The 25383-nt window shown below is 38.9% G+C and carries 21 protein-coding genes and 1 pseudogene; 15 read left to right on the top strand and 7 right to left on the bottom strand.

The annotated features are described in order from the left end of the window. The first annotated feature begins 38 nt into the window (after window positions 1-38). The 13 genes from QZ738_RS18930 (at window position 39) to QZ738_RS18870 (ending at window position 16006) form a co-directional block, all read left to right on the top strand. A complete protein-coding gene (locus QZ738_RS18930; protein ID WP_293789487.1) occupies window positions 39-1496 on the top strand; it encodes a UDP-N-acetylmuramoyl-L-alanyl-D-glutamate--2,6-diaminopimelate ligase in 1458 nt (485 codons plus the stop codon). After that, window positions 1496-2743: a phospho-N-acetylmuramoyl-pentapeptide-transferase gene (mraY, locus tag QZ738_RS18925; RefSeq protein ID WP_293789485.1), complete on the top strand. Its 1248-nt coding sequence runs from the start codon at window positions 1496-1498 to the stop codon at window positions 2741-2743. Before QZ738_RS18930 ends, mraY begins: the two co-directional genes overlap by 1 nt. A gap of 128 nt (window positions 2744-2871) precedes the next feature. Continuing rightward, entirely contained in the window at window positions 2872-4260 is a 1389-nt protein-coding gene (murD, locus tag QZ738_RS18920; protein ID WP_293789483.1) for a UDP-N-acetylmuramoyl-L-alanine--D-glutamate ligase, read from the top strand. A 15-nt stretch (window positions 4261-4275) separates the two neighbouring features. Then, window positions 4276-5469, top strand: a complete 1194-nt coding sequence (locus tag QZ738_RS18915) for an FtsW/RodA/SpoVE family cell cycle protein (RefSeq protein ID WP_293789481.1) — start codon at window positions 4276-4278, stop codon at window positions 5467-5469. Window positions 5470-5511: 42 nt separating this feature from the next. After that, window positions 5512-5925, top strand: coding sequence for a GxxExxY protein (locus QZ738_RS18910; protein WP_293789479.1), 414 nt, complete (start codon window positions 5512-5514; stop codon window positions 5923-5925). 82 nt (window positions 5926-6007) lie between these two features. Continuing rightward, window positions 6008-7111 carry an undecaprenyldiphospho-muramoylpentapeptide beta-N-acetylglucosaminyltransferase gene (murG, locus tag QZ738_RS18905; protein WP_293789477.1) on the top strand — a complete coding sequence of 368 codons (1104 nt, stop codon included), beginning with the start codon at window positions 6008-6010 and terminating at the stop codon, window positions 7109-7111. 108 nt (window positions 7112-7219) lie between these two features. Next, window positions 7220-8575 carry a UDP-N-acetylmuramate--L-alanine ligase gene (murC, locus tag QZ738_RS18900; RefSeq protein WP_293789476.1) on the top strand — a complete coding sequence of 452 codons (1356 nt, stop codon included), beginning with the start codon at window positions 7220-7222 and terminating at the stop codon, window positions 8573-8575. After that, window positions 8568-9773 carry a cell division protein FtsQ gene (locus QZ738_RS18895; RefSeq protein WP_293789474.1) on the top strand — a complete coding sequence of 402 codons (1206 nt, stop codon included), beginning with the start codon at window positions 8568-8570 and terminating at the stop codon, window positions 9771-9773. The genes murC and QZ738_RS18895 overlap by 8 nt, the downstream gene beginning before the upstream one ends. A 5-nt stretch (window positions 9774-9778) precedes the next feature. Then, a complete protein-coding gene (ftsA, locus tag QZ738_RS18890) occupies window positions 9779-11137 on the top strand; it encodes a cell division protein FtsA (protein WP_086545007.1) in 1359 nt (452 codons plus the stop codon). A 129-nt stretch (window positions 11138-11266) separates the two neighbouring features. After that, entirely contained in the window at window positions 11267-12898 is a 1632-nt protein-coding gene (gene ftsZ / locus QZ738_RS18885) for a cell division protein FtsZ (protein ID WP_293789471.1), read from the top strand. Window positions 12899-13064: 166 nt separating this feature from the next. After that, window positions 13065-14306 (top strand): aminotransferase class I/II-fold pyridoxal phosphate-dependent enzyme, encoded by a 1242-nt coding sequence (locus QZ738_RS18880; protein ID WP_293789469.1) that lies wholly within the window; start codon window positions 13065-13067, stop codon window positions 14304-14306. 254 nt (window positions 14307-14560) lie between these two features. Then, a complete protein-coding gene (locus QZ738_RS18875) occupies window positions 14561-14737 on the top strand; it encodes a histone H1 (protein ID WP_090982499.1) in 177 nt (58 codons plus the stop codon). A 99-nt stretch (window positions 14738-14836) separates the two neighbouring features. Further along, window positions 14837-16006: an esterase gene (locus tag QZ738_RS18870; RefSeq protein WP_293789467.1), complete on the top strand. Its 1170-nt coding sequence runs from the start codon at window positions 14837-14839 to the stop codon at window positions 16004-16006. 69 nt (window positions 16007-16075) lie between these two features. On the opposite strand, the gene dapA is transcribed toward QZ738_RS18870, so the two are convergent. The 4 genes and pseudogenes from dapA to QZ738_RS18855 form a co-directional block, all read right to left on the bottom strand. Further along, the gene (dapA, locus tag QZ738_RS18865) at window positions 16076-16963 is read right to left on the bottom strand and encodes a 4-hydroxy-tetrahydrodipicolinate synthase (RefSeq protein WP_293789465.1); all 888 of its coding nucleotides are present in this window, start codon (window positions 16961-16963) and stop codon (window positions 16076-16078) included. Between the two features lie 191 nt (window positions 16964-17154). Next, window positions 17155-17372: pseudogene (locus QZ738_RS21395) on the bottom strand (GxxExxY protein). A 155-nt stretch (window positions 17373-17527) separates the two neighbouring features. Then, window positions 17528-19540, bottom strand: a complete 2013-nt coding sequence (ligA, locus tag QZ738_RS18860; RefSeq protein WP_293789463.1) for an NAD-dependent DNA ligase LigA — start codon at window positions 19538-19540, stop codon at window positions 17528-17530. Between the two features lie 235 nt (window positions 19541-19775). Next, a complete protein-coding gene (locus QZ738_RS18855; protein WP_293789461.1) occupies window positions 19776-20447 on the bottom strand; it encodes an ACP phosphodiesterase in 672 nt (223 codons plus the stop codon). A 172-nt stretch (window positions 20448-20619) separates the two neighbouring features. Here QZ738_RS18855 and tyrS point away from each other — a divergent pair, with 172 nt between their 5' ends. Further along, window positions 20620-21906, top strand: coding sequence for a tyrosine--tRNA ligase (tyrS, locus tag QZ738_RS18850; RefSeq protein WP_293789460.1), 1287 nt, complete (start codon window positions 20620-20622; stop codon window positions 21904-21906). A gap of 214 nt (window positions 21907-22120) precedes the next feature. On the opposite strand, the gene QZ738_RS18845 is transcribed toward tyrS, so the two are convergent. The 3 genes from QZ738_RS18845 to QZ738_RS18835 all read right to left on the bottom strand — a co-directional run bounded on the left by QZ738_RS18845 (window position 22121) and on the right by QZ738_RS18835 (window position 24894). Then, the gene (locus QZ738_RS18845; RefSeq protein ID WP_293789458.1) at window positions 22121-22912 is read right to left on the bottom strand and encodes a Fic family protein; all 792 of its coding nucleotides are present in this window, start codon (window positions 22910-22912) and stop codon (window positions 22121-22123) included. Further along, on the bottom strand, window positions 22912-23121 hold the full coding sequence (locus QZ738_RS18840) for a hypothetical protein (RefSeq protein ID WP_293789456.1): 210 nt from the start codon (window positions 23119-23121) through the stop codon (window positions 22912-22914). Before QZ738_RS18840 ends, QZ738_RS18845 begins: the two co-directional genes overlap by 1 nt. A gap of 570 nt (window positions 23122-23691) precedes the next feature. Next, window positions 23692-24894 (bottom strand): GTP-binding protein, encoded by a 1203-nt coding sequence (locus QZ738_RS18835; protein ID WP_293789455.1) that lies wholly within the window; start codon window positions 24892-24894, stop codon window positions 23692-23694. A gap of 87 nt (window positions 24895-24981) precedes the next feature. On the opposite strand from QZ738_RS18835, the gene QZ738_RS18830 reads away from it, so the two are divergent. After that, window positions 24982-25374, top strand: a complete 393-nt coding sequence (locus QZ738_RS18830) for a MerC domain-containing protein (protein ID WP_293789453.1) — start codon at window positions 24982-24984, stop codon at window positions 25372-25374. The last annotated feature ends 9 nt before the right edge of the window (window positions 25375-25383 follow it).

Below are 25383 nucleotides of genomic sequence, written 5' to 3'. Positions count from 1 at the left end.
CTTGGTTCTGGATACTTGATACTAAAAAGATAGAAAAAATGCAATTACAAGATTTACTTTACGGCGTAACGATTAAAGAATTGGTTGGTAAAACCGATAGGCAGATCAATGCGCTGAATTTCGATTCGCGTAAGGTAGGTAAAGACGATATCTTTTTTGCTGTGGTAGGTACCCTGGCTGATGGGCACCAGTTTATTGAGCAGACCGTTCAGCAGGGCGCAGGTGTAATTATCTGTGAAAATCTGCCAGAAATCCACGATTTTACAGTTACTTATATCAAGGTTGAAAATACATCGGTTGCCTTAGGGATTATGGCCGGTAATTATTTTGGAAATCCATCAGCAGATCTAAAACTGATTGGCATTACCGGAACGAATGGAAAAACGACTATTGCGACCATTCTTTTTAAATTATTTAAAGATCTGGGTTATAAAACCGGGCTTTTATCAACCGTTGAGAATTATATCAATGATACTGTAGTTCCAGCTACGCATACTACGCCAAACCCAATTGCCTTAAATCAACTTTTAAGGGATATGGTAAACGCAGGCTGCGATTATTGTTTCATGGAAGTGAGTTCGCATGCCGTAGCCCAGCACCGGATAGAAGGACTAACTTTCTCCGGAGGAGTATTTTCAAATCTGACGCATGATCATCTAGATTTTCATAAAACTTTTGATGCTTATCTGAAAGCCAAGAAAGCATTTTTTGATATGCTGCCTAAAACGGCATTTGCATTGACAAATATCGATGACAAAAACGGTATGGTGATGCTGCAGAATACCAAAGCACATAAAAAGACTTATGCGTTAAAGCAACTGGCAGATTTTAAGGCGAAAATTATTGAAAACCAGTTTAGTGGTTTGCATTTGGATATCGATAACGAGGATGTTTACTTCAAATTGGTGGGTTCTTTTAATGCCTATAACCTATTGGCTGTTTATGGGACTGCGGTTTTGTTGGAGCAGGATAAATTAAGGGTGCTGACGATGTTGAGCCGTTTATCAGGTGCAGAAGGACGGTTTGATTATATAACTTCTGCTGATAAAATTATCGGTATTGTAGACTATGCGCACACCCCGGATGCCGTTCAAAATGTATTGAGTACCATTGGCAATATACGCAAAGGAACCGAGCAGGTCATTACGGTGATTGGGTGTGGTGGAGATCGTGATAAAACCAAACGGCCAATAATGGCTCAGGTGGCCTGCGATTGGAGCGATAAGGTGATCCTCACCTCCGATAATCCGCGTACGGAAGATCCCCAAACCATTATTAATGATATGGAAGCTGGGGTTTCGCCATCAAATAAACGTAAAACATTATCCATTTTAGATAGAAGGGAAGCCATAAGAACGGCTTGTCATTTAGCGCAGCCAGGAGATATTATTCTTGTTGCGGGTAAAGGACATGAGAAATATCAGGAAATTAATGGTGTAAGGAACCATTTTGATGATAAAGAAATTTTACTTGAACAATTAAAACCAATCAGCTAATGTTATATTTATTATTCGAATACCTGCATAAGCATTACGATATACCTGGGTTAAGGTTGTTCCAGTACATTACTTTCCGTGCTTCCATTTCTATCATTTTGTCACTGATCATTACTACGGTATATGGGCGTAGGTTAATTGACTTTTTGCATAAAAAACAGGTAGGCGAAACCGTTCGGAATTTAGGTTTAGAAGGTCAGATGCAGAAACAGGGAACGCCAACTATGGGGGGTATCATCATTTTGCTGGGTATTCTGATACCGACATTACTTTTCGCGAATATTACGAATATCTACGTCGTTCTGATGGTCATCACCACGATCTGGATGGGTGCAATTGGTTTTTTGGATGATTATATCAAGGTGTTCAAGAAAAATAAGGAAGGTTTAGCCGGTCGTTTTAAAGTGGTTGGTCAGGTGGGATTGGGTTTAATTGTAGGCACCACCATGTATTTCCACCCTAATATTGTGGTGAGAGAAACCGTTCAGGATAATGTTAAAAATACTTCTACGGTTCCGATGGTACTGCGCCAGAAAGGTGAAACCTTTTACTATACGCAAGATGTAAAATCGACTAAAACCAATATGCCTTTTTATAAGAATAATGAGTTCGATTATGCCAAGGTATTAAAGTTTTTAGGCGGCGATTATCAGAAATATGCGTTTATCATATTCCTCATTTTTACGGTGTTTATCATTACGGCGGTTTCAAATGGAGCCAACATTACCGATGGTATTGATGGGCTTGCCACTGGTACTTCTGCTGTAATTGGGATTACCCTCGGGATTTTGGCTTATGTATCGGGAAACACGATCATGGCCGATTACCTGAACATCATGTACATCCCGAACTCGGCAGAGCTGATGATTTTTGCAGGCGCATTTGTTGGTGCGTGCGTTGGCTTCCTTTGGTATAATTCTTATCCTGCCCAGATTTTTATGGGCGATACCGGAAGCCTGGCCATTGGAGGAATCATTGCCGCATTTGCACTGATGATCCGCAAGGAACTCCTGATCCCGATTTTATGCGGGATATTCCTGGTAGAACTGGTATCCGTAATTATGCAGGTTTCATACTTTAAATACACCAAGAAGAAATTTGGAGAAGGCCGTAGGATTTTCCTGATGTCGCCCTTGCATCACCACTACCAGAAAAAAGGATATCACGAAGCCAAGATTGTAACCCGCTTCTGGATTATCGGAATTATGCTGGCGATTATGACCATTGTAACATTGAAATTAAGGTAATTCAAGGTGGAAGGTTTAAAGGTGGAGGGTGTAAGGTTTAAGTAGATCGGTAAAATAAAAAAATAAATAAAAGTGTAATAGTAGTGTCTTGATACCTGATACTAATTACTAATACTAAAATATAAACAATGAACACGAATAACATCACATCAAGCAATACGAAGTCAGCGATGACCGGGCAGGGCCGTGTGGTTATTCTCGGTGCCGGTGAAAGTGGGGTAGGTGCAGCAAAGCTGGCGCAAACCAAAGGTTTCGAGGTATTTGTTTCAGATTTTGATGTCATAAGTGATCAATACAAAGCTGCATTAGAAGAGCTTGGCGTATCCTACGAATCTGAAAAGCATACCGAAGAATTGATTTTGAATGCAACTGAGGTGATTAAAAGTCCCGGTATCCCGCCGACAGCACCCATCGTTAAAAAACTGGTTGCTCAAGGTATTCCGGTAATTTCTGAAATTGAATTTGCCAAACGATACACCAATGCTAAAACCATTTGCATCACAGGTTCCAATGGTAAATCAACCACAAGCTTATTAACCTATCATATCTTAAAAAATGCGGGTTTAAATGTAGGTTTGGCCGGTAATATCGGGCAGAGTTTTGCTGCCCAGGTAGCCACAGAAGATTATGAATATTATGTGCTGGAAATCTCTAGTTTTATGCTTGATGATATGTTTCAGTTTAAGGCAGATATCGCAGTTCTATTGAATATTACACCCGATCATTTAGACCGGTACGATTATAAACTGGAGAATTACGCAGCATCAAAAATGCGCATCATTCAAAACCAGACTGCAGATGATATTTTTATCTACTGTGCAGACGACGAAGAAAGCCTGAAAGCCATGGCTATAACCAAACCTCTTGCTAAAACTTACCCTTTTTCGATTGTTAAACCGGTGGAAAAAGGTGCTTATCTAGAGGAAAATATGCTACATATCCTTACAGAACCTAATAACCAACTAACCATGTCTATTTTAGATTTAGCCTTACAGGGCAAGCATAACATTTACAATTCTATGGCCTCTGGTATTGTGGCTAAAGTTTTAGAATTAAGAAATGAGTCCATCCGCGAGAGTATGGGTAATTTCAAAAATATTGGGCACAGGTTAGAGCATGTGGCCAAAATTTCGGGGATTGATTTCATTAACGATAGTAAAGCTACCAATGTGAACTCTACCTGGTATGCTTTAGAAAGTATGACGAGCGATGTCGTGCTGATCATGGGTGGTGTTGATAAAGGTAACGATTATGGCATGCTTAAGGATCTGGTTAAAAGTAAAGTAAAAGCTATTGTATGTCTGGGAAAAGACAATAAACGCATTCATGATGCTTTTGAGGATGATGTAGAAATAATTGTAAATACTTTTTCGGCAGAAGAAGCAACACAAATTGCTTTCCACCTGGCTAAACGTGGCGATGCCGTATTGCTATCACCTGCATGTGCAAGTTTTGATTTGTTTAAAAATTATGAAGACCGCGGTAACCAGTTTAAGGCGGCAGTTAGGGAATTATAAAAAGAGACTCAATATATGTTGCAGGCACTACTTAATAAAACAAAAGGAGATAGATGGATCTGGTTGATCATCATCCTGCTTTCGCTTATATCTGTTATGGCAGTATACAGCGCAACGGGCACTTTGGCTTATAAAAAAGGAGAAGCTGTGGAAAAATTGTTGCTTACCAAGCACCTTATTTTTGTGCTGCTGGGTATAGGTATGATTTATATCGCCCACCTGCTCGATTACCGCTATTATGCCGGTATCTCGAAAGTGTTGATGATTGTAACCATTCCTTTGTTGTTTTACACCTTAATATTTGGTACGAACTTAAACGATGCTTCCAGGTGGGTTAAAATACCGGTGATTGGACTGACCTTTCAAACTTCCGATTTGGCCAAGCTGGCGTTAATTACCTTTTTAGCCCGGATGTTAACCAAAAAGCAAGAAAATATTAAGAATGTTAAAGAGTCATTTATACCCATTATGGGCTCGGTTTGTGTGGTATTTGTTTTAATCGCACTGGCCAATTTGTCTACAGCATTAATGCTGTTTGGGGTAAGTATATTGCTGTTAATTATCGGTAGGATCAGCATTAAACAGATCGCAATTGTTTGTGCAGGAGGTTTTGTCCTGTTGTTGTTTGTTTTCTTTTTAGGACCAAGGAGAAAAACCTACATGTCGCGTATAAATACGTTTATGCATCCTGAAATGCAGCATTCAGATAAAACTTTCCAGGCAGATCAGGCAAAAATTGCCCTGGCTACTGGTGGTGTTTTTGGTAAAGGACCAGGTAATAGTACACAACGCAACTTCCTGCCACACCCGTATTCCGATTTTATTTTCGCCATTATTATTGAAGAATGGGGAACTGTGGGAGGAATTGTTATCATGATACTATACCTGGTGCTTTTATACCGATGTATCAAGATCGTAACCCGGGCACCCAAGGCTTTCGGTGCACTACTGGCTGCCGGATTGAGTTTCAGTCTGACCATTCAGGCCTTTGCAAATATGGCCGTAGCCGTTGGTTTAGGTCCGGTAACCGGAGTTCCGTTGCCACTGGTCAGTATGGGGGGTACCTCCATGATTTTTACCAGCGTGGCTTTTGGTATTATTCTGAGCGTAAGCCGTGATGTAGAGGAAAATGCCCGTGTCACAACAAAAGAAGATAAAGATAAAGTGAAAAATAAAGTGATCGTTGGAGAAATACCTGCATTTGGATAAATAAAAGCAACCACAAAGACACAAAAGAACACAATAGTTATAATGATACCTAGTAAAGCATATCTCACTGATTTAACTTATCAGGTCAATGGGGCTGCCATTGAAGTGCATAAGGCTCTCGGAGCTGGATTGTTAGAGAGCGCGTATCATAAATGCATGAAGTATGAACTAGCACTAAGAGGGATTTCCTTCATGACTGAGATGATTGTACCAGTAAATTATAAAGGAATGGCTATAGATGCAAATTTGAGATGTGATTTATTTATTGAAAATGTACTTACGGTTGAATTAAAGTCTGTTGATAAATTAATGCCGATTCATGAGGCTCAAATTATTACTTATATGAAGCTGTTAGGTTCTCCTAAGGGAATAATTTATAATTTCAATACAGTTAATTTATATAGTGAAGGGCAAAAAACATATGTAAACGATTTATTCAGACTGTTACCTGAATAGGCAATATTAATATTAAACAACAACAACTTTTGTTCACTATTGTGACTTTTGTAGTGAGATAGTTAACATTAAAACAATTAAAATGAATAATTCCCCAAAAATTATCATATCAGGTGGTGGCACCGGCGGGCACATTTTTCCCGCCGTAGCCATAGCCAATGCGCTAAAACGCATGGTTCCAACCTGTGAAATCTTATTTGTGGGCGCCCAGGGCCGCATGGAGATGGAAAAAGTTCCTGCTGCCGGATATAAAATTATAGGATTGAATATTAGCGGTATGCAACGTGGCTCGATTGTTAAAAATCTGGCACTTCCGCTAAAGGTAATCGGTAGTGTGCGTAAAGCCATACAGATTATTAGCGATTTTAAACCTGATGCGGTAGTTGGTGTTGGTGGTTATGCTTCCGGACCACTGTTGTATGCATCCTCGTTAAAAGGAATTCCTTACCTCATACAGGAACAGAATTCTTACGCAGGGATCACCAATAAGTGGTTAGGTAAAAAGGCTTCGAAAATCTGTGTCGCTTTTGATGGTATGGAACAGTTTTTTCCAGCTGACCGGATTTTAAAAACAGGAAATCCTGTACGTCAGGAAGTAGTTGATATTAAAGGCAAGCACCATGCAGGAGCCGAATTATTAAAGCTGGATCCATTGAAAAAGACCATTATGGTTACCGGTGGAAGTTTGGGTGCAGGAACACTAAATAAGGCAATTGAAAAACACTTAGCTGAAATTATTGCGCAGGATGTACAGGTAATCTGGCAAACCGGTAAATATTACTACAAAGGGATTATAGAACGATTGGGCATGGATTATCATCCAAACGTTCGGATTCTGGAGTTTTTAAATAAAATGGATCTGGCTTATGCCGCCGCCGATATCATTATCAGCCGGGCTGGAGCAGGAACCATTGCAGAACTTTGTTTGATTAAAAAACCGGTGATTCTGGTGCCTTCGCCAAATGTAGCCGAAGACCATCAAACAAAAAATGCGATGGCGCTGGTTAAAAACGGAGCTGCCATATTAATTAATGATCGCGCTGCAGAAGATATGCTGGTAAAAGAAGCATTAGCACTTTTAACAAATAAAGAACAGTGCGAAACACTGGCCCAGAATCTGGCTAAAATGGCATTGCCAAAGGCGGATGAAATTATTGCCGGTGAAGTATTGAAATTGATTAAATAAGAGATATGAGAAACTAGATGTGAGAGATGAGAATTTGGATTTGAGAGTAGGCGTTATGCCGAGTAATCAGATCTCAAATCTCCCATCTCCCATCTCAAATCTTAAAACATGGAATTAAGTAAAATAAATAGGGTTTTCTTTGTAGGTATCGGTGGTATCGGCATGAGTGCGCTTGCCCGTTATTTTGCTAAACGCGGACAGGTGGTTTCTGGTTATGATAAAACTAAAACAAAACTGACCGAAACTTTAACGCAAGAAGGGATTTCGATAACCTATCTTGATGAAACCGCTGCATTGCCTAATGAATTTTTGGATTATCAGCATGATACCCTTGTAGTTTATACGCCGGCAATTCCGAAAAATTCGACCATTTTAAACCACTTTATAGCAAAAGGTTTTGCGCTTAAAAAACGTTCGGAAGTTTTAGGGATTATCAGTAAAGGAATGTTCTGTATTGCTATTGCAGGCACACATGGTAAAACTACTACATCATCTATTGTTGCCCATATTTTAAAAGATACCGGTTATGATTGTACTGCTTTTTTAGGTGGTATAACCAGCAACTACAACAGTAATGTGCTCTTCGGAAAAAATAATGTGGTGGTGGTAGAGGCTGATGAGTACGATCGATCGTTTCTTACCCTGCATCCTGATGTAGCGGTGGTTACTTCGATGGATGCCGATCATTTGGATATTTACGGAGATAAAAGTCATTTGGAAGAATCTTTCCATTTATTTGCTGGCCAGCTCAAAGCCGAAGGTACACTTTATGCGCACGAAGGATTGCCGCTGGAGAAAAGCATCAGTTACGGCTTAAGTTCAACGGCAACGGCAAAAGCTGAAAATTTAAAAGTGGAGGGGTCGAAATTTGTTTTCGATTATACAGATCATACCCATAGCATAAGAGATATCAGCCTGCTGTTGCCAGGGAAGCACAATGTAGAAAACACAACGGTTGCCATTGCCATTGCTTTACAATTGGGTATTGATACTGAGAAGGTAAAACTAGCTGTTGCTAATTTCAAAGGCGTTAAACGTCGCTTTGAATACATTGTAAATAATGGCAATCAGATTTATATTGATGATTATGCGCATCATCCTGAAGAACTTAGGGCTTGTTTTGATGCGGTAAGACAGTTATATCCAGGCAAAAAGTTAACAGTAATTTTCCAGCCGCACTTGTTCACACGGACAAGAGATTTTGCAGATGAATTTGCAAAAGTTTTAAGCACGGTAGACGAACTCATGCTTTTGGAGATCTATCCGGCAAGAGAACTGCCGATTGAGGGCATAAATGCTCAGTTTTTGTTGGATAAAATCACGCTGACAGAAAAAAAAATAGAGGAAAAAGATTTAGTGGTTCAGTATGTTAAAGATACGAAGCCTGAATTAATATTAACAGTTGGCGCGGGAGATATCGACACGATTATCGAACCCCTTAAAAATGCTTTGAACAATGCTTAAACGGATAAACTGGAGCGCAATTTTTACCGGCTTTGCCTGGCTCATCAGCCTGGCAGGGGTGGTGGTGCTTTTGAGTTTTATCAATGTAAAGAAACGGACGGTTAAATGTACAGATGTTAAGATCCTGATTCCCGGGGCAGATAATTTTATAGAACGCGAAGAGATCGACGCAATTCTAAAAGAAGATCAAGGTGTGCTTTTGGGTCGTAACCTCGAAAATATCAATATCCATAAAATCGAGAAAAAACTGCAGTCTAACCCTTACATCGGCTTTGCTAAAGTATATGTGGATATGGACGGGGTACTGCATATTGAAGTAAAACAGCGTCAGCCTATCCTTCGCATATTGAATGAAAACGGACAAGATTTCTACATTGATAATGATGGACTGAAAATGCCTATTTCGTCAAATTTCACAGCTAATGTACTGGTGGCAACAGGGCATATTTTAGAAGTTTTTAGTAGTAGGGTAGATACTTTACACACACAACTCGCAAGAGATTTATATAAAACTGCACAGTTTATTAAAAAAGATACACTCTGGGAGGCACAGATTGAGCAGGTGGTAGTTGATCAGAAAAACGATATCGAACTGATACCAAGGGTCGGTAATCAGCGCATTATTTTAGGTAATGCCGATTCGCTTGAAAAGAAAATGAAAAACCTGTTGTTGTTTTACAAAAAAGCGATGCCACAGGTAGGATGGGATACTTATAAAACCATCAATATTAAGTATACCAACCAAATTGTTTGCGAAAGAAGAGATTCTACAGAATTAGGAAAAAAAGCTAAAACAATTTCTGCAGCAGATAGTTTGAGGATACAACGAAGTGTAACCGACTCCTTAATCAGAAGTACAATTGTTGCGGCAATGGATGATCGCCCCGGGTCCGGTCAACAGAAAAAAGAAGAACCAAAAAAAACTGAAATTCGAAAGGTTGAAGTTAAAAAAACTGAGCCTAAAAAATTAGAACCCCAAAAAATAACATCAGTTAAAACAGAAGTAAAAAAGCCGGCGGTTACGTCAGCCACAAAACCAAAGGAAACGAAACCTGTGGATAAAAAAGAAAAACCGAAGCAATCGGTAACAACACAGCCAAAGCCGGCAAAATCTGAGGCGCAATTGAAAAAAGAAAGAGAAGCAAGAGAGAAAGAAATCAGAGCCCTGGAAAAACAGTATAAAACTCAGCAAAATTAACAAATATGGACAAGGCAAAATTTACCAGTCAGTCGCCCATCGTAGTAGGATTGGATATCGGTACTACAAAAATTTGTGTTATCGTTGGCCGTAGAACGCAGCACGGTAAAATAGAAATCTTAGGAATAGGAAAGGCAGAATCAGCCGGGGTAACGCGCGGAGTGGTTTCTAACATCCAAAAAACAGTGCAGGGTATTGCTCAGGCTGTTGAAGTGGCAAGCGGACAATCCAATGTAGAAATACAGGTGGTAAATGTGGGGATCGCTGGTCAGCACATTAAGAGCTTACAGCATAGAGGTATTTTAACAAGAAGAGAATTAAACAACGAAATCGGTAAAAAGGATATCGATAAGTTGATTGACGATATGTTCAAGCTGGTGATGCCTCCGGGTGAGGAGATCATCCATGTATTGCCGCAGGAATTTACCATCGATAATGAGCCGGGAATCAAAGATCCGATCGGTATGGCAGGAGTTCGCCTTGAAGCGAATTTCCATATCATTTCTGGTCAGGTTACGGCGGTGAAAAATATCATCAAATGTGTAAATAATGCAGGCTTGCAAACTCAGGATTTAATTCTTGAGCCATTGGCTTCATCTGAATCGGTGTTGAGCGAGGAAGAAAAAGAAGCGGGTATTGCATTGGTTGATATTGGTGGTGGTACTACAGATATTGCTATTTTCCACGAAGGTATTATTCGTCATACCGCTGTGATCCCATTTGGTGGCAATAGTGTTACCGAAGATATCAGAGAGGGTTGCTCTGTAATGCGTAACCAGGCTGAGTTGTTGAAAACGCGTTTCGGTTCGGCATTGGCTGAAGAGAACAAAGAAAACGAAATTATTTGCGTTCCTGGTTTACGTGGCCGCGAACCAAAAGAAATCTCGGTCAAAAATCTGGCCTATGTTATTCAGGCACGCATGGAAGAAATTATTGAACACGTGTATTACGAGATCAAATCTTCCGGATATGAGAAAAAACTGATCGGTGGTATTGTGATTACCGGTGGTGGTGCTTTATTAAAGCACTTATCTCAGGCGGTTGAGTATGTAACCGGTTTAGACTGCCGTATCGGTTATCCGAACGAGCATTTGTCTAAATACGAAGATATGCCTAAAGCCATTTACGATGATCTGAAAAGCCCAATGTATGCAACCAGTGTGGGTTTGCTAATTAAAGGGATTCAGAAAGCAGAAGAGTTGATTGAAGAAATGAAACAGCCTGGTGTTTTTGTAGAAAAACCAAAAACGGCCAAAGAGAAAGAGAAACGTGGACCAGGTTTGTTCGATAAATTACTGGCAAAAACAAGAACATTCATTCAGGATGATATGAATGTAAGTGATGAAGATTACCTGAAAAGCTAATTATTTTTCAACAAAACAAGAGTTTTCCACATTCTTAACACTTGTGGAAAACGTCTGTTGAAAAAATGTTAATATTACATGGAGTAATGAACAGAATTTAAAATTTTTAAACAACTGATTCATAAATATATGCAGTTCGAAATGTTAAAAGATAAATCTTCAATCATCAAGGTTATTGGTGTTGGAGGTGGTGGCGGAAACGCAGTGAACCATATGTACCTGTCTGGTATTACTGGTGTAGATTTTATTATTTGTAATACCGATGCCCAGGCTTTGGAATCTAGTCCTATACCTAACAAGGTTCAATTGGGCGCTAGTTTAACTGAAGGAATGGGGGCTGGTTCCATTCCTGAAGTTGGTAAAAACTCCGCTATAGAAAATATAGATGATATTAAGGCCATGTTGGGTAATACCACCAAAATGCTTTTTATCACAGCCGGAATGGGCGGCGGTACCGGAACAGGCGCTTCACCAATCATTGCGAAAGCAGCTAAAGAACTTGACATTTTAACTGTAGCCATCATTACTACACCATTTTCTTTCGAGGGAAAAAGACGTAGACTACAGGCCGACGAGGGAATGGAAGAGTTGAAAAAATATGTGGATTCTTACCTGGTGATCTCTAATGACCGCCTGCGCGAAATCTTCGGAAACTTAACCTTGGGTTCTGCCTTTGGTCAGGCCGATGATATTTTAACAACGGCTGCAAAAGGCATTGCAGAAATTATTACGGTTCCAGGTTATATCAACGTGGATTTTAAGGATGTTCGTACCGTAATGAAAGATAGCGGTGTGGCCATTATGGGTAGTTTCGCCGCAGAGGGCGATGACCGTGCATTACAGGCCGTAGAAGGTGCTCTGGCTTCCCCATTATTAAAAGATAATGAAATCGAAGGAGCCCGTTATATTCTATTGAATATCAGTTCGGGTTTACGTGAAGTAACCATGGATGAGGTTTCAATCATCACCGATTATATCCAGGAGAAAGCTGGTTTATCAGCCGATTTAATATGGGGTAACTGTACAGACGAATCTTTAGGCGATAAACTTTCTGTAACCATTATTGCAACAGGTTTCCAAACATCAGAAGAACGTGTAAAAGAAGAAAAAAATAAAAAGAAAATATCACTGTTAACACCAGAAGAAGCACCGCTCGTTCGTCCGGTTGAACCAGTAAATTCTTTCATTCAACCTAAAGCAGCACCATCTTATGAGCCTGTTCTAAAAACCAAGGAAGAAGTTTCGCAGGCAGATCTTTTTGGTGGGATGTTCAGTAAATCTGAACCTCAAAAAGTTCAGGAGCCCGAAAATAATGTGGTTCGCCATACTTTAATTGAAGAGGAGCCCCAGGTAGAAGAAGCTAAAGAAACCGGATTTGAGTTCGAAGTTAAATTGGCTGAAACCAATTTTGTATTCGAAACACCAGTTGCCAAGGCAGCTCCTATGCCGCAGCCTGAACCTGAAATCGAGATGCCGGTGGTTGGCTTAGATGACGATAAAAGTGACGAATCAATGGAAGAGCAATTGAAAAAATCTAAAGAACGTATTTTGCGTTTAAAAGATCTGAGCATGAAATTGCGCACCACCAATGGTTTACAGGAGCTGGAAAACGAACCCGCTTATAAACGCAAGCAAATGCAGTTGCAACAAGTGCAGCATTCCTCTGAATCGCAGGTAAGCAGGTTTACTTTAAGCAACGATCAGGACGGCGGTACAGAGATCAGACCTAATAATTCTTTTCTGCACGATAACGTTGATTAAAACCAACCAGATATCATTTAAAGCCCCGTTGTAACATCGGGGCTTTTTTGGCATGCAATTGGAGCACTAGAAGGCTTAGCTGATACTTAAAAAGATCATGAGGTTGATTTTAAGCTGAATAAAGCTTAAATTCGCAAAATTTAATAATAAAAAAACAGGTAATACATTGGATATATTTGATAAAATAGCGAAACACATGGGCCCAATCGGTCAACACCAGAAATGGTCTCATGGGTATTTCTCGTTTCCAAAATTAGAGGGAGAAATTGCACCACATATGCAATTTAAAGGAAAAGAGCATTTGGTTTGGAGTTTAAACAACTACTTAGGCTTAGCCAATCACCCGGAAGTAAGAAAGGCAGATGAAGAAGCTGCAGCTCAATATGGTATGGCTTATCCTATGGGGGCCCGCATGATGAGTGGCAATTCTAAGTTTCACGAGCAGTTGGAGCAGGAGCTGGCCGCTTTTGTTGGCAAGCCTGATGCATTTTTATTAAATTATGGTTACCAGGGGATGGTATCGATTATTGATACCCTGGTTGATCGTAACGATGTAATCGTTTATGATGCCGAATCGCACGCCTGTATTATTGATGGTTTGCGCTTGCACATGGGCAAACGTTTTGTTTACAAACACAACGATATCGAGAGCGCCCGTAAACAATTAGAGCGTGCTACCAAATTAACGCAAGAATCTGGCGGCGGTATTTTGTTAATTACCGAAGGTGTTTTTGGTATGAGCGGTGCACAGGGTAAATTAAAGGAAATTGTAGATCTTAAAAAAGAATTCGAATTCCGTATACTGGTTGATGATGCACACGGTTTTGGTACCATGGGTAAAACAGGAGCGGGTACACATGAAGCCCAGGATTGTATTGACGGAGTCGATGTATATTTCGGTACTTTCGCCAAATCAATGGCCGGTATTGGTGCTTTCGTTGCATCTACCGAAGAAATTACGAATTTCCTGAGATACAATATGCGTTCACAAACTTTTGCCAAAGCTTTGCCAATGCCAATGGTAATTGGATTATTGAAACGTTTAGAGCTATTGAAAAGCCGTCCGGAGTTAAAAGATAAACTTTGGGAAATTGCCACAGCGCTTCAGAAAGGATTGCGTGAGCGTGGTTTCGATTTGGGTGTTACTGATTCGGTAGTTACACCGGTTTTCCTGAAAGGCGAACTTTCTGATGCTACAGCACTTACATTCGATCTGCGTGAGAATTATGGTATCTTCTGCTCAATCGTAGTATATCCGGTCATTCCTAAAGGTATGATTGAATTGCGTTTAATTCCAACGGCTGTACACACGCTGGAAGATGTACAACGTACTTTAGACGCTTTTAGCGAAGTTGCGGAAAAGTTAGAAAACGGATATTATAAAGAGAATCTTTTCGCTACGGCTTAAGATCAATGAAAATTTTACAAAGCCCTTTAAACCTGTTTAAAGGGCTTTTTTTGGTAAGTTTTTATTTTAAATAGCTGTGTATCAGTTGTTTGTTTAGTCGGTTTTTTAAATTGTATGTTTATAAATCTAAGCGTGTGGAAAAAAACGGTTTAGGAGGCTGTTTTTTTATTGTTTCAAAATTTTTTTATTTCGTTAAACCCTTTAAATTAGATAATTAAATCTAAAACTTTAAAGAACCATAGGAGTAATCAAAAATGAAAAAATTCGAAGAAGTAAAAAGTTTAGTGGCAGCTTTGGAAGCTGATGCAGACAAATTTTATAACAAAGGCAACAGTGCGGCAGGAACCCGTGTACGTAAAGGTATGCAGGATCTGAAAAACTTAGCCCAGGCCATCCGTCTGGAAGTTCAGGAAACCAAAAATAAAGCTTAAGCGACTTTAAATAAATATGATACCAGATGGCCTCTTTATACGAAGAGGCCATTGTTTTATTAGATAAAATCAAATCATCACGATTACCCTATTCTTACCATGAAAAAACTAATTCTACTTATACTACTTGGTTGTGCGCAGTTAATGTATGCACAGGAAAATTTAAATTTTGGCCGTCAGAAAGAAGTGATTTCGCCGCAAATGAATCCTGATGGTACTTTTACTTTCAGGCTTAAAGCTCCAAACGCCAGGAAGGTAGAGATACAGGGTGATTTTTTGGTTTCGAAGCCAAATACTCCACCCACGCAGGAAATGAAATTGGGAACAGATAGTATTTGGTCATATACTTCGGCAGTTTTAAGCTCGGAACTTTACAGTTACAGTTTTATTGTGGATGGTTTGAAAATCCGGGATCCAAGCAATGTTTACCTGATCAGAGATGTATCCTCTGTTGTAAACGTATTTTTAGTGGGAAATGGCAAGGCAGATTTATATATGGTTAAAGATGTACCGCATGGAACGGTGGCAAAACGCTGGTATCAATCCGATGGGCTTAAAACCAGTCGCAGAATTACTGTTTACACGCCGCCAGGTTATGAAGAATCGAAAGGGAATTATCCTGTTTTATATCTGTTACATGGTGTTGGAGGGGATGAAGAAGCCTGGATGCAACTCGGTAGAGCTTCTCAGATCCTGGATAATCTTATCGCCGCAGGCAAAGCCAGGCCGATGATCGTGGTGATGACTAATGGCCACACCAGTAACACGGCGGCACCGGGAGAATCTTCAAAAGGACTCTATAAGCCAGTTATGATGACACCTGATGTTTTTAATGGTGACATGGAATCCTATTTTCGGGAAATTATAGATTTTACAGAGAAAAACTATCGTACCGGTAAAACGCAGCATGACCGTGCCATTGCTGGTTTATCAATGGGTGGATTTCATTCCCTGTTTATCTCAGCCAATTATCCTAAAACCTTTGGTTATGTCGGTTTGTTTTCTCCGGCGATATTGCCCCCTGCAAGTGCAGTAAACCCTGTTTACAAAGATCTGGACTTGAAACTGGAAGCGCAAAAGAAAAATGGGTACAACTTATACTGGATTGCGATAGGTAAAACAGATTTCTTATATAAAAATGTGAGTGATTTTAGAAAAAAGCTTGATGGAATGAACTTCAAATATGATTATCAAGAAAGTGAGGGTGGTCATACGTGGTCGAACTGGCGGGATTATTTATCAGCATTTGCGCCGATGTTGTTTAAATAACTCCTACCAAACCAAAAAAGGCTCCCAAATTTTGAATCTGGAAGCCTTTTTATTTATTCAAGCACGCGATTAAGCCGTTTGAATTATGTTATCAAGTTCTGCAATAATTAATTGTTCTAAAGATGATGAAGCTTTTACCAGTGGTAACCTCACCGTATCCCCACAGATATTTAAATGCTTTAAAGCAGCTTTAATTCCTGCCGGATTTCCTTCTGCAAAGGCTAAACGCGTAAACTCTACCAAATTTAAGTGGGAAGGATTAGCCGCGTTAAAATTGCCTTGCAAACATAAATTAACCATGTCTGTAAAAGGTTTTGGAACCGCATTTGCAATTACGGAAATTACTCCCGAAGCGCCCAAAGCAATCATAGGCAAGGTAATCGGGTCATCGCCAGAAATTAATAAAAAATCTTCAGGTTTATCCCTCATAATCTGGTTGAACTGATCAAAGCTTCCTGATGCTTCTTTCGTCGCGATGATGTTTTTGAAATCGTGAGCCAACCTGCAAGTCGTTTCCGGACTCATATTGCTCATCGTACGACCGGGAACATTATAGAGGATTAAATCCAATGGCGAAATTTCAGCCAAATATTTATAGTGCTGATAAATTCCCTCCTGTGTGGGTTTGTTGTAATAAGGACTAACAGATAGAATTGCACTATAACCTGTAGCATCGAAAGATTTAATGTCATCAGCTACAGCTAAAGTATTATTCCCTCCAATACCGGCAACCAATGGTAACCTGTTATTGTTAATTTCAGCAGTATAGGCCCACACCTTCTTCTTCTCGTCCTTGGTCATTGTAGCGGTTTCGCCGGTTGTACCTAAAGAAACGAGGTAATCTATCCCTCCTTCTACCAAATGATTAATCAGGTTTTTTAAGCCATTATAATCAACTGATCCATCTGTGTTGAAAGGCGTAACCAACGCTACACCAGTACCCTGAAATTTGTTCATTATATTATTTACTTTTTGTTTTTACCGCGAAGCCACAAAGGGCAGCAAGGCTTTTATTTTTAGGTAATAAATAGCCATTTATTACCCGCCTAATTCCGTCTTTTATTTTTGCTACATTAAAATTGATCAGTAAACCAAGTTTGCAATCTGCTAATTTTAATAGGTAATGATTTGTGCCAGATGTACTTCATTTAAAAAATTAACTGATTTAATTTCACCACAACTTTTTGCTCTACCAATATGCCAATTCTGTAGTTACAATTAAGTTTAATTCCCCGGTATATCACGGGAACTTTTAATTGCGATAAAATATACATTCCTGCACTTCATAAATCAAGCACTTTTCATATGCAGATTCTAACGAACCTGGTCCTAATTCTACATGTACGCGGTAAGCCGCATTTACAATCGCCTTGCAATCAGTTTTTCATTCATCCCTATTTTTTTTAATAATAAATCCCGATGAAGCAGGATCCTAAAAAATTAATAATTGTAGGGATGTTTTATTTATACTTGCCAACAAAAACTAAAACTTTTTTGTCTTAGTGCCTTTGTAGTTAATTTTTATTTTATCATTTCCAATAGCTCAGCATCGCTAATGATCGGAATGTTTAGTTTGTTCGCTTTTTCCAGTTTCGATGGTCCCATATTGTCACCTGCTACAAGGTAATTTAATTTACCCGAAATACTGCTTAGCATCTTGCCTCCATTGGCTTCAATCATATCTTTGAGCTCATCGCGGCTAAAGTTTTCAAAAACGCCCGAAATTACGAATGTTTTTCCAATAAGTCGGTCACTATCCAATGTAATTACCTTTTCTTCAATTTCAAACTGCAATCCGGCTGATTTTAATAATTCTACCTGCCTTAAATGCTCAGATTTTCCGAAATATTCAACAATACTCTCCGCAATGCGCTGTCCGATTTCATCAATAGCGATCAATTCCTCTACGGTAGCCTTTGCCAGATTGTCGATATTTCTTACTCCGGCAGCAGTTTTTTTTGCAACGGTTTCACCAACGTAGCGGATGCCCAAGCCAAAAAGCACTTTTTCGAAAGGCATTTCTTTAGATTTTTCAATGCCCTTGAGCATATTTTCGATTGAACGCTCCCCAAAACGGTCTAAGGTTTTAAGCTGATCTGCCTTTTCATGTAGGGTGTATAAATCGCTAATGTGTTTTATAAGTCCATGCTTATAAAAAGTCTCGATGGTCTCATCACCAAGCCCATCAATATTCATGGCCTTTCGCGAAATAAAGTGCTGGATTTTTCCAACAATCTGCGGCGGACAGCCTTCATCATTAGGGCAATAATGCACCGCTTCCCCTTCTTTTCTGATCAGTTCCGTTCCGCATTCAGGGCAATGATCAAGATAATGGACCTTTTTCGATCCAGGCAACCGTTTCTCCAGATTTACTTTAATAATTTTAGGGATAATTTCGCCACCCTTTTCAACATAAACTGTATCACCTTCATGTAAATCTAAGCGGTCTATCTCATTGGCATTGTGTAAAGTAGCACGTTTAACGGTAGTTCCGGCCAATAAAACAGGTTTTAAATTGGCAACTGGTGTAACTGCTCCCGTCCTGCCCACCTGATAGGTGACTTTCTCCAGAACCGTTTCAACCTCTGCCGCCTTATATTTATATGAAATGGCCCAACGCGGTGATTTAGAGGTAAAACCCAATTCCTGCTGTTGTGCATAACTGTTTACCTTAATTACGATACCGTCAATATCGTAACTTAATTTAAAACGTTCGTTTTCCCAGTGATGGATGAATGCTAAAACAGCGTCGATACCTGAAACCAGTTTGGTATGCTCGCAAACATGAAAGCCCCATTCTTTTACGGCATTTAAGCTTTCCCAATGGGTTTTAAATTCATTTTTGTCTGTATACAGGAAGTATATAAAACCATCTAAAGGCCGTTTGGCCACTTCTTTGCTATCCTGCATTTTAATAGTGCCAGAAGCAAAGTTCCGTGGGTTTGCGTAAGGGATTTCACCAAGTTCTTCCCGATAAGCATTTAAGCGTAAAAAAGCCGCTTTGTGCATAAAAATCTCCCCACGTATTTCGAAATGATCAGGTGCTACTGCAGATTTGATCTGATGCGGAATGGTATGGATGGTTTTTACATTGTTGGTTACATCATCACCTTTGGTGCCATCGCCGCGAGTAACGGCACGTAAAAGTTTGTCATTTTCATAAGTAAGACTGATGGATAGGCCATCAAACTTTAACTCACATACATATTGAAAATTGTCGCCAATGGCTTTACGGATGCGTTCGTCAAAGTCGCGGAGATCCTGTTCATTGTAAGTATTCCCCAGCGATAGCATGGGGTATTTATGTTTTACCGTGACAAAATTTTTGGTGATATCGCCACCTACGCGCTGGGTTGGCGAATTCGGATCGGCGAAATCAGGATTGGCCTGTTCAAGCTCAGCAAGGTGCTTTAATTTTTTATCAAACTCATAATCACCAATGGTAGGCATCGCCAGCACATAATAGTTATAATTGTGCTGGTTTAATTCGGCCACCAGGGCATCCATTTCTTCTTTTATTGCAGTTAGCGACATATCACAAATATAGAAAAAGGATAAAGTGGTTTTATAGATCGAATGGTAAAAAAAGGCGTTGGAGTTTTTTTGAAGATTTGACTTGGTATCTGGAAAATTAGTTAACCGTGATATTGTTAAATTAAAAAAGCATTTTTTTTAATTATTGCTTTATGTAAAAAGCAATTTTAATATTTGCTACACTAATGAGACTTACAGCGATTATGTAGCACTTGAGTATAATATAAGAGTTAAATCATAGTTTTTTCTCTATCTCCTCAAAAATATCCATATAATCGTTTTTCAAGGCAGTTTTGAAAATACCTAGTTCAAAGGTAAGCTGCTGTAATTGTTTTTCTTCCAATGTTTTGGGCCATAAACGCATACAGATCCGGTTCAGGGCATAACTGATGTTTTCGAGTTTCTGGTAACTCAGCAGGTACTTGCTGCTGATAAACTTTTCCAAAAAATTAAAGAATAACTCCGGATTTTTAAAGTTACAATGTTCCAGGAAATCACTTAATGATTCTTTTTTTACCGCACTCAAGTTTTCATAAAAATGATTTACCTGGATTAAGTTTTGTTCAACCAATAAATGATCTAACAATAGCTCCAGTCCAATATGGGCTAGAAATGATGGACGAACAGTTGTATTTTCTACAATAGGTTTAATGAGTTGTTTAAGTTCAGTGGTTTTTTCTAAGAAGAAATTAGAAGAATGAAAAAGCAGGTCGACAGCTAAATGCTTTTTCCAGCCCAGAAGCAGACTTTCTTCGTCAGGATTGCCTTTAAAAATAAATTCATTCTTTTGAGGATATAAATTGGCCTCTTTCACGGCATTTTTGATTAAATCTGGCAGAACCGTTCCCATTACCACATTGGCATCACTATTTGTCCGGTCAAAATAATAATGTGATAAAAAGTTCATCCCGCAAGGTAATGTTTTCTCTTATGGTTGTAAAGAGCCGATGATAAAATATTGGTTAGTAAGGCCGGTGGTAAAAATCATTTGCGATAACTCGTTTTACAAAACCAACTAATTTGCTTTAAAGCAAGCTAAAATTTTATCTTTGCACGCACATTATTAAAGTGTTTGTACAATGACGAATTTTGTTGAAGAGTTAAGATGGCGTGGCATGCTGCATGATATTATGCCGGATACTGAAGAAAAGTTAAATGAAGGTATGACTTCCGGTTATATCGGTTTTGACCCTACTGCAGATTCGTTGCACGTGGGTCATTTAACGCAGATCATGACACTGATCCATTTTCAAAATGCCGGTCACAAGCCCTTTGCTTTGGTTGGTGGTGCTACCGGGATGGTGGGCGATCCATCAGGCAAGTCTGATGAACGTAATCTTCAGACCCCTGAAATGATTGAACACAACCTGAAGGGAATGAAAAAGCAACTGGCTAAATTCTTAAAATTTGAAGAAGGTGGAAATGGTGCCGTAATGGTTAATAATGCCGATTGGTTTAAGGATATGAACCTATTTACCTTTATTAGGGATGTAGGTAAACACATCACCGTAAACTACATGATGGCAAAAGATAGTGTTAAAAGACGTTTGGAAGGTGATTCGGGTTTGTCTTTTACCGAATTCTGTTATCAATTAATCCAAGGTTATGATTTCTATCATTTATGGAAAAACGAAAACTGTTTGGTGCAGATGGGCGGATCCGATCAATGGGGAAATATTGTTACCGGTACCGAGCTGATCAGAAGAAAGGATGCCGGAACCGCTTATGCCATTACTACACAGTTGATAAAAAAAGCTGATGGAACCAAATTCGGTAAAACTGAAAGCGGTGCAGTTTGGCTTGATCCCGAGAAAACTTCTCCATATAAATTCTATCAATTTTGGTTAAATGCCTCAGATGATGATGTGAAAAAATGGATCCGCATTTTTACGCTCAAAAATAAAGAAGAAATCGAAGCCCTGGAAAGGGAGCATGATGCGGCACCGCATCTGCGTATCCTTCAAAAAGCTTTAGCAGAGGATATTACGGTCAAAACTCACTCAGTTGAAGCTTTAGAAACGGCTATTAAAACATCTGAATTTTTATTTGGCAACGGATCTTTGGAATTCTTAAAAACTTTGACCGAAAATCAGGTATTGGAAATGTTTGAAGGTATTCCACAATTCACCATCTCGAAATCTGAATTGGCCGACGGGATTGATGCGGCTACTTTGCTTGCAGAAAAAACGCCTGTTTTCCCTTCTAAAGGCGAAACCAAAAAGCTGATACAAGGTGGGGGTGTTTCTGTAAACAAAGAAAAAGTAGCTGATGTGATGCAGGTTTTTAATACCGCAAACCTGATTAATGATCAATTTATTGTGGTACAAAAGGGAAAGAAAAACTATTTCCTTTTAATTGCAGGTTAGTGTTTAGGCCCAATGAAACTGATCATAAAAGATTTGTTCATTGGGCTTAAATTTAAAATAAAAAAAGGGATGTTAATCTCCTAAAATCCTTTCCGTTAAATCATATTGTTACGAATTAGTATAGAGTATTTAAAGATCTACCAGTCTGAAAAATAAATACGCTAAATTTTTGACACAGTTACTCCAGGTAAGGCAAATTGATCAATAAATTTAACTAACTGGTTTTTAAAGGTTTTTCTTTGATTTTGAGGCTTTCAATCAATCGGTCGGCCATGAAGTTTAGCATCGATCCCGAATGATTTCCTTCTGTCTCAAAACTATTCATATACTCCACCTTGTTTATAGATTTTATGAAAATTGGTGGGTATTTAGATTTAAGCAGGATAATGTTCATCATGATCCTGGCGATTCTACCATTTCCATCGCGAAAGGGATGAATGTTGTTTAAGAAAATAAAATGAAAATCTGTTACAATTTTTAAAATGTGATCATTATTCCTACCGGTAATTAAAAGAGACAAACGTTTATTCGTCTCTTTTATCAAATCAGCAAGGGCTGAGGATACTTCTTCCGGCTGGTTATAATAATGGACTTTACCTGAAGGGCGTATAGTTACATTCTCGAGAATTTTATATTTCCCCGGATCATAATGGATGGAATCAGCCCATTGATCAGGACTTTGCATCAAAACCTTGTGAAGACGTCTGATATTTGCTTCTGTAATTTCGGTTGCTTGGTACTGCTCAAAAACTTCATCTAACACCTGTTGATGATTTAAGATGTCCAAACAATCGCCGGTAGAAGTATTTTTAGGAGCAACAAATTCTTTTAGTAATTGTAAGGTCTGCCCATAAGTAAGCGCATTACCTTCGATTTTGTTTGAATTGTAGGTGAAATCGATCTTGACCTTTTCGATAAAATCATGATCCCAATCTTCACTTATGTTAAAATTGTCTAGTTTTTTTTTTAGGCGATCGATCTTTTTTAACTTCGCTAGAATATCCATCAAAGAAATTTAATATCATAATCAAACCCCTTGGTTTTTATTTTAAGAAGCCAATTTTTGTAAAGGTTTTTCCCAATTACGGCTCTCCCATCTTTGATGGTCAGGGTTTCTCCAAAAATGAACTGTTGTAAATCCTGTCGGAATTCCTTACTGATATCACCCAGAAAAATGGTTTCTTTTTTATCTGGAACCTCAGATAGCTTTTTCAACCGTTTTGATATTACACTCAGACCTGGCATGCTTTATTTAAGATTATCCCGTAAATCAAAATTAACAAAATTTTGATTAATTTTTTCTATCAAAGACATTATTTAACTTTCTTAAAAACCTCCCTTCATCAAACTTTTGATGTTAATTTGCAAAACGGCTCACTGCTAAGCTTGGCCAGTGTTAAGCTTAACGAAATTATTGTAATGCGCAAACATTATAATGGGCATGCCTTTCGAAAGACTTGGATGTTCTTTCCTGATTTCTTGAGGCAACTTTAAGGTAAGATGTTAATTAAATACATAAAACTTATTAAAACACTTATAGCATTTGTATCGCTTAACAGCAACCCATGGCATAAGGGTTTTAAAGATAAAACCTCTTGGCACACGATAGGTTTCGAAATTTTTACATTTTGGACAAGACAGGCGGGTATTAATCAAAGTTAATTCTTCTGAGGATTTCATAATAAGCATGGGTTTGATAGGGTAAATCAAATTTATGCAAAAAAAACATACGCATCTCATCGAAAAACTACCATTTTAACTACTTTATCGACTTATTTTAATCTTTTAAGTCAAAATACGCTCGAAAGGGTTACTAAAGCCATTTTCTGTTTTATAATTTTTAATTTCTGTATCTGTTAAAAGACAATATTCCAGTGATTTTTTTAATTCTTCATTGTTCATTTCCTGTCCGATAAAGACCAGCTCATTTTTGCGATCTCCGAAATCACTATCCCACTCCATATCAATTTCAGTTCTATTTTCCCGATAGTCTGCGTATTGTTCTCGTTCTTGCTGCTGCATACTTGCCCACCAAACCCCCGCCAAATCGATACGCAAAGAGCCGCCTGCCTGCGAGAAATTAATGGCCTGTTCGGGCATGGCAGCTAAGTGGAAAATCCCTTTTGAACGGATAATATTCTGTGGGAATTCTTTATTAAGGTAATGCCATAATCTTTCAGGGTGAAAAGGTTTTTTGGAGCGGAATACGGTCGAACTTATTCCATATTCTTCTGTTTCGGGCAGATGAACTTCTTCCAGTTCTTTTTTCCACCCAGCCCCGTCTGATGCCGATTCGAAATCAAATAAGCCTGTATTTAAGATCAAACCCGGATCTATTTCTCCAAAAACTGTCTGATAAATCTTAGCTGCAGGATTAAGTTTGGCAATTAATGCTTCCAATACTTTAAGATCGGTTTCGCTTACCAGATCGGTTTTGTTCAATAAAATTACATTGGCAAATTCAATCTGATCGGTGAGCAGGTTAACAATGGTACGACGGTCTGCCACGTCATCAACCATGTTCCGGTCGGCAAGTTTGTCTGCCGAGCCAAAATCCTGATAAAAATTATAAGCATCTACAACAGTTACCATGGTATCTAACCGGCTAAACCTGCTCAGATCAATGCCCGAAGCTTCATCTATAAATGAAAAGGTTTGCGCTACCGGAATGGGTTCGGATATTCCGGTACTCTCAATCAGCAGGTAATCGAAGCGGTTTTCTTTCGCCAATCTTTCCACTTCAATCATGAGGTCTTCACGCAGGGTACAGCAGATGCAACCATTGCTCATTTCTACCAGTTTCTCATCTGTTTTAGATAAGGAATGCTGATTTTTAACCAAAGCAGCATCAACATTTACCTCACTCATGTCGTTTACAATGACGGCTACTTTTAAATCTTGCTTATTTCTCAATATCGCGTTAAGAAGCGTGGTTTTACCACTACCTAAAAAACCGCTCAATACGGTTACGGGTAATTTCTTTATCATTTTAATGCAATTATGTTGCAAATATAAGACTGAATATTTTAAATGCAACTAAATTGCTTTTATATTTGAAACGTAAAATTTATTGGAATGAAACAACGGATATACAAAATCAACCTCGACCGGATAGGCATTACGGCCTCCACACTTTGTGCAATACACTGCGCTGCACTACCCTTTTTAATAACCGTTTTACCTTTGTGGGGGCTGGGTTTTTTAGTCAATGAAGCAGTTGAGATTACCATGATTGCAGTTTCATTGGTTATTGGTGTATGGAGTTTAAGTATTGCATATCGCAAACAGCACCGTCGTATCACGCCAATTCTGGTACTTGTTACTGGCTTTGCCTGTATAGCCTTCGGGCATTTTTCAGGCATCGAATTATTAGAACCTATCTTGATTCCAATCGGTGGTTTTATCATTGCCGCTGCTCATTATATCAATTTACGAATGCTCAAAACCTGTCCAATGGGTCACCAATAATTAATGATA

It is taken from the genome of uncultured Pedobacter sp., from assembly GCF_913776295.1.
In the GTDB taxonomy this organism is placed as follows: domain Bacteria; phylum Bacteroidota; class Bacteroidia; order Sphingobacteriales; family Sphingobacteriaceae; genus Pedobacter.
This window is presented reverse-complemented; position numbering and strand designations above follow the sequence as displayed.

What these genes read in the sequence shown, in the direction of transcription:
- QZ738_RS18855 (WP_293789461.1), bottom strand. Translation starts at nt 20,447, where the DNA reads ATGAACTTTTTATCACATTATTATTTTGACCGGACAAATAGTGATGCC.
- ligA (WP_293789463.1), bottom strand. Translation starts at nt 19,540, where the DNA reads ATGTCGCTAACTGCAATAAAAGAAGAAATGGATGCCCTGGTGGCCGAA.
- QZ738_RS18930 (WP_293789487.1), top strand. Translation starts at nt 39, where the DNA reads ATGCAATTACAAGATTTACTTTACGGCGTAACGATTAAAGAATTGGTT.
- QZ738_RS18870 (WP_293789467.1), top strand. Translation starts at nt 14,837, where the DNA reads ATGAAAAAACTAATTCTACTTATACTACTTGGTTGTGCGCAGTTAATG.
- QZ738_RS18895 (WP_293789474.1), top strand. Translation starts at nt 8,568, where the DNA reads ATGCTTAAACGGATAAACTGGAGCGCAATTTTTACCGGCTTTGCCTGG.
- murC (WP_293789476.1), top strand. Translation starts at nt 7,220, where the DNA reads ATGGAATTAAGTAAAATAAATAGGGTTTTCTTTGTAGGTATCGGTGGT.
- mraY (WP_293789485.1), top strand. Translation starts at nt 1,496, where the DNA reads ATGTTATATTTATTATTCGAATACCTGCATAAGCATTACGATATACCT.
- tyrS (WP_293789460.1), top strand. Translation starts at nt 20,620, where the DNA reads ATGACGAATTTTGTTGAAGAGTTAAGATGGCGTGGCATGCTGCATGAT.
- QZ738_RS18835 (WP_293789455.1), bottom strand. Translation starts at nt 24,894, where the DNA reads ATGATAAAGAAATTACCCGTAACCGTATTGAGCGGTTTTTTAGGTAGT.
- ftsZ (WP_293789471.1), top strand. Translation starts at nt 11,267, where the DNA reads ATGCAGTTCGAAATGTTAAAAGATAAATCTTCAATCATCAAGGTTATT.
- QZ738_RS18910 (WP_293789479.1), top strand. Translation starts at nt 5,512, where the DNA reads ATGATACCTAGTAAAGCATATCTCACTGATTTAACTTATCAGGTCAAT.
- dapA (WP_293789465.1), bottom strand. Translation starts at nt 16,963, where the DNA reads ATGAACAAATTTCAGGGTACTGGTGTAGCGTTGGTTACGCCTTTCAAC.
- murG (WP_293789477.1), top strand. Translation starts at nt 6,008, where the DNA reads ATGAATAATTCCCCAAAAATTATCATATCAGGTGGTGGCACCGGCGGG.
- QZ738_RS18875 (WP_090982499.1), top strand. Translation starts at nt 14,561, where the DNA reads ATGAAAAAATTCGAAGAAGTAAAAAGTTTAGTGGCAGCTTTGGAAGCT.
- QZ738_RS18915 (WP_293789481.1), top strand. Translation starts at nt 4,276, where the DNA reads ATGTTGCAGGCACTACTTAATAAAACAAAAGGAGATAGATGGATCTGG.
- QZ738_RS18830 (WP_293789453.1), top strand. Translation starts at nt 24,982, where the DNA reads ATGAAACAACGGATATACAAAATCAACCTCGACCGGATAGGCATTACG.
- QZ738_RS18845 (WP_293789458.1), bottom strand. Translation starts at nt 22,912, where the DNA reads ATGGATATTCTAGCGAAGTTAAAAAAGATCGATCGCCTAAAAAAAAAA.
- murD (WP_293789483.1), top strand. Translation starts at nt 2,872, where the DNA reads ATGAACACGAATAACATCACATCAAGCAATACGAAGTCAGCGATGACC.
- ftsA (WP_086545007.1), top strand. Translation starts at nt 9,779, where the DNA reads ATGGACAAGGCAAAATTTACCAGTCAGTCGCCCATCGTAGTAGGATTG.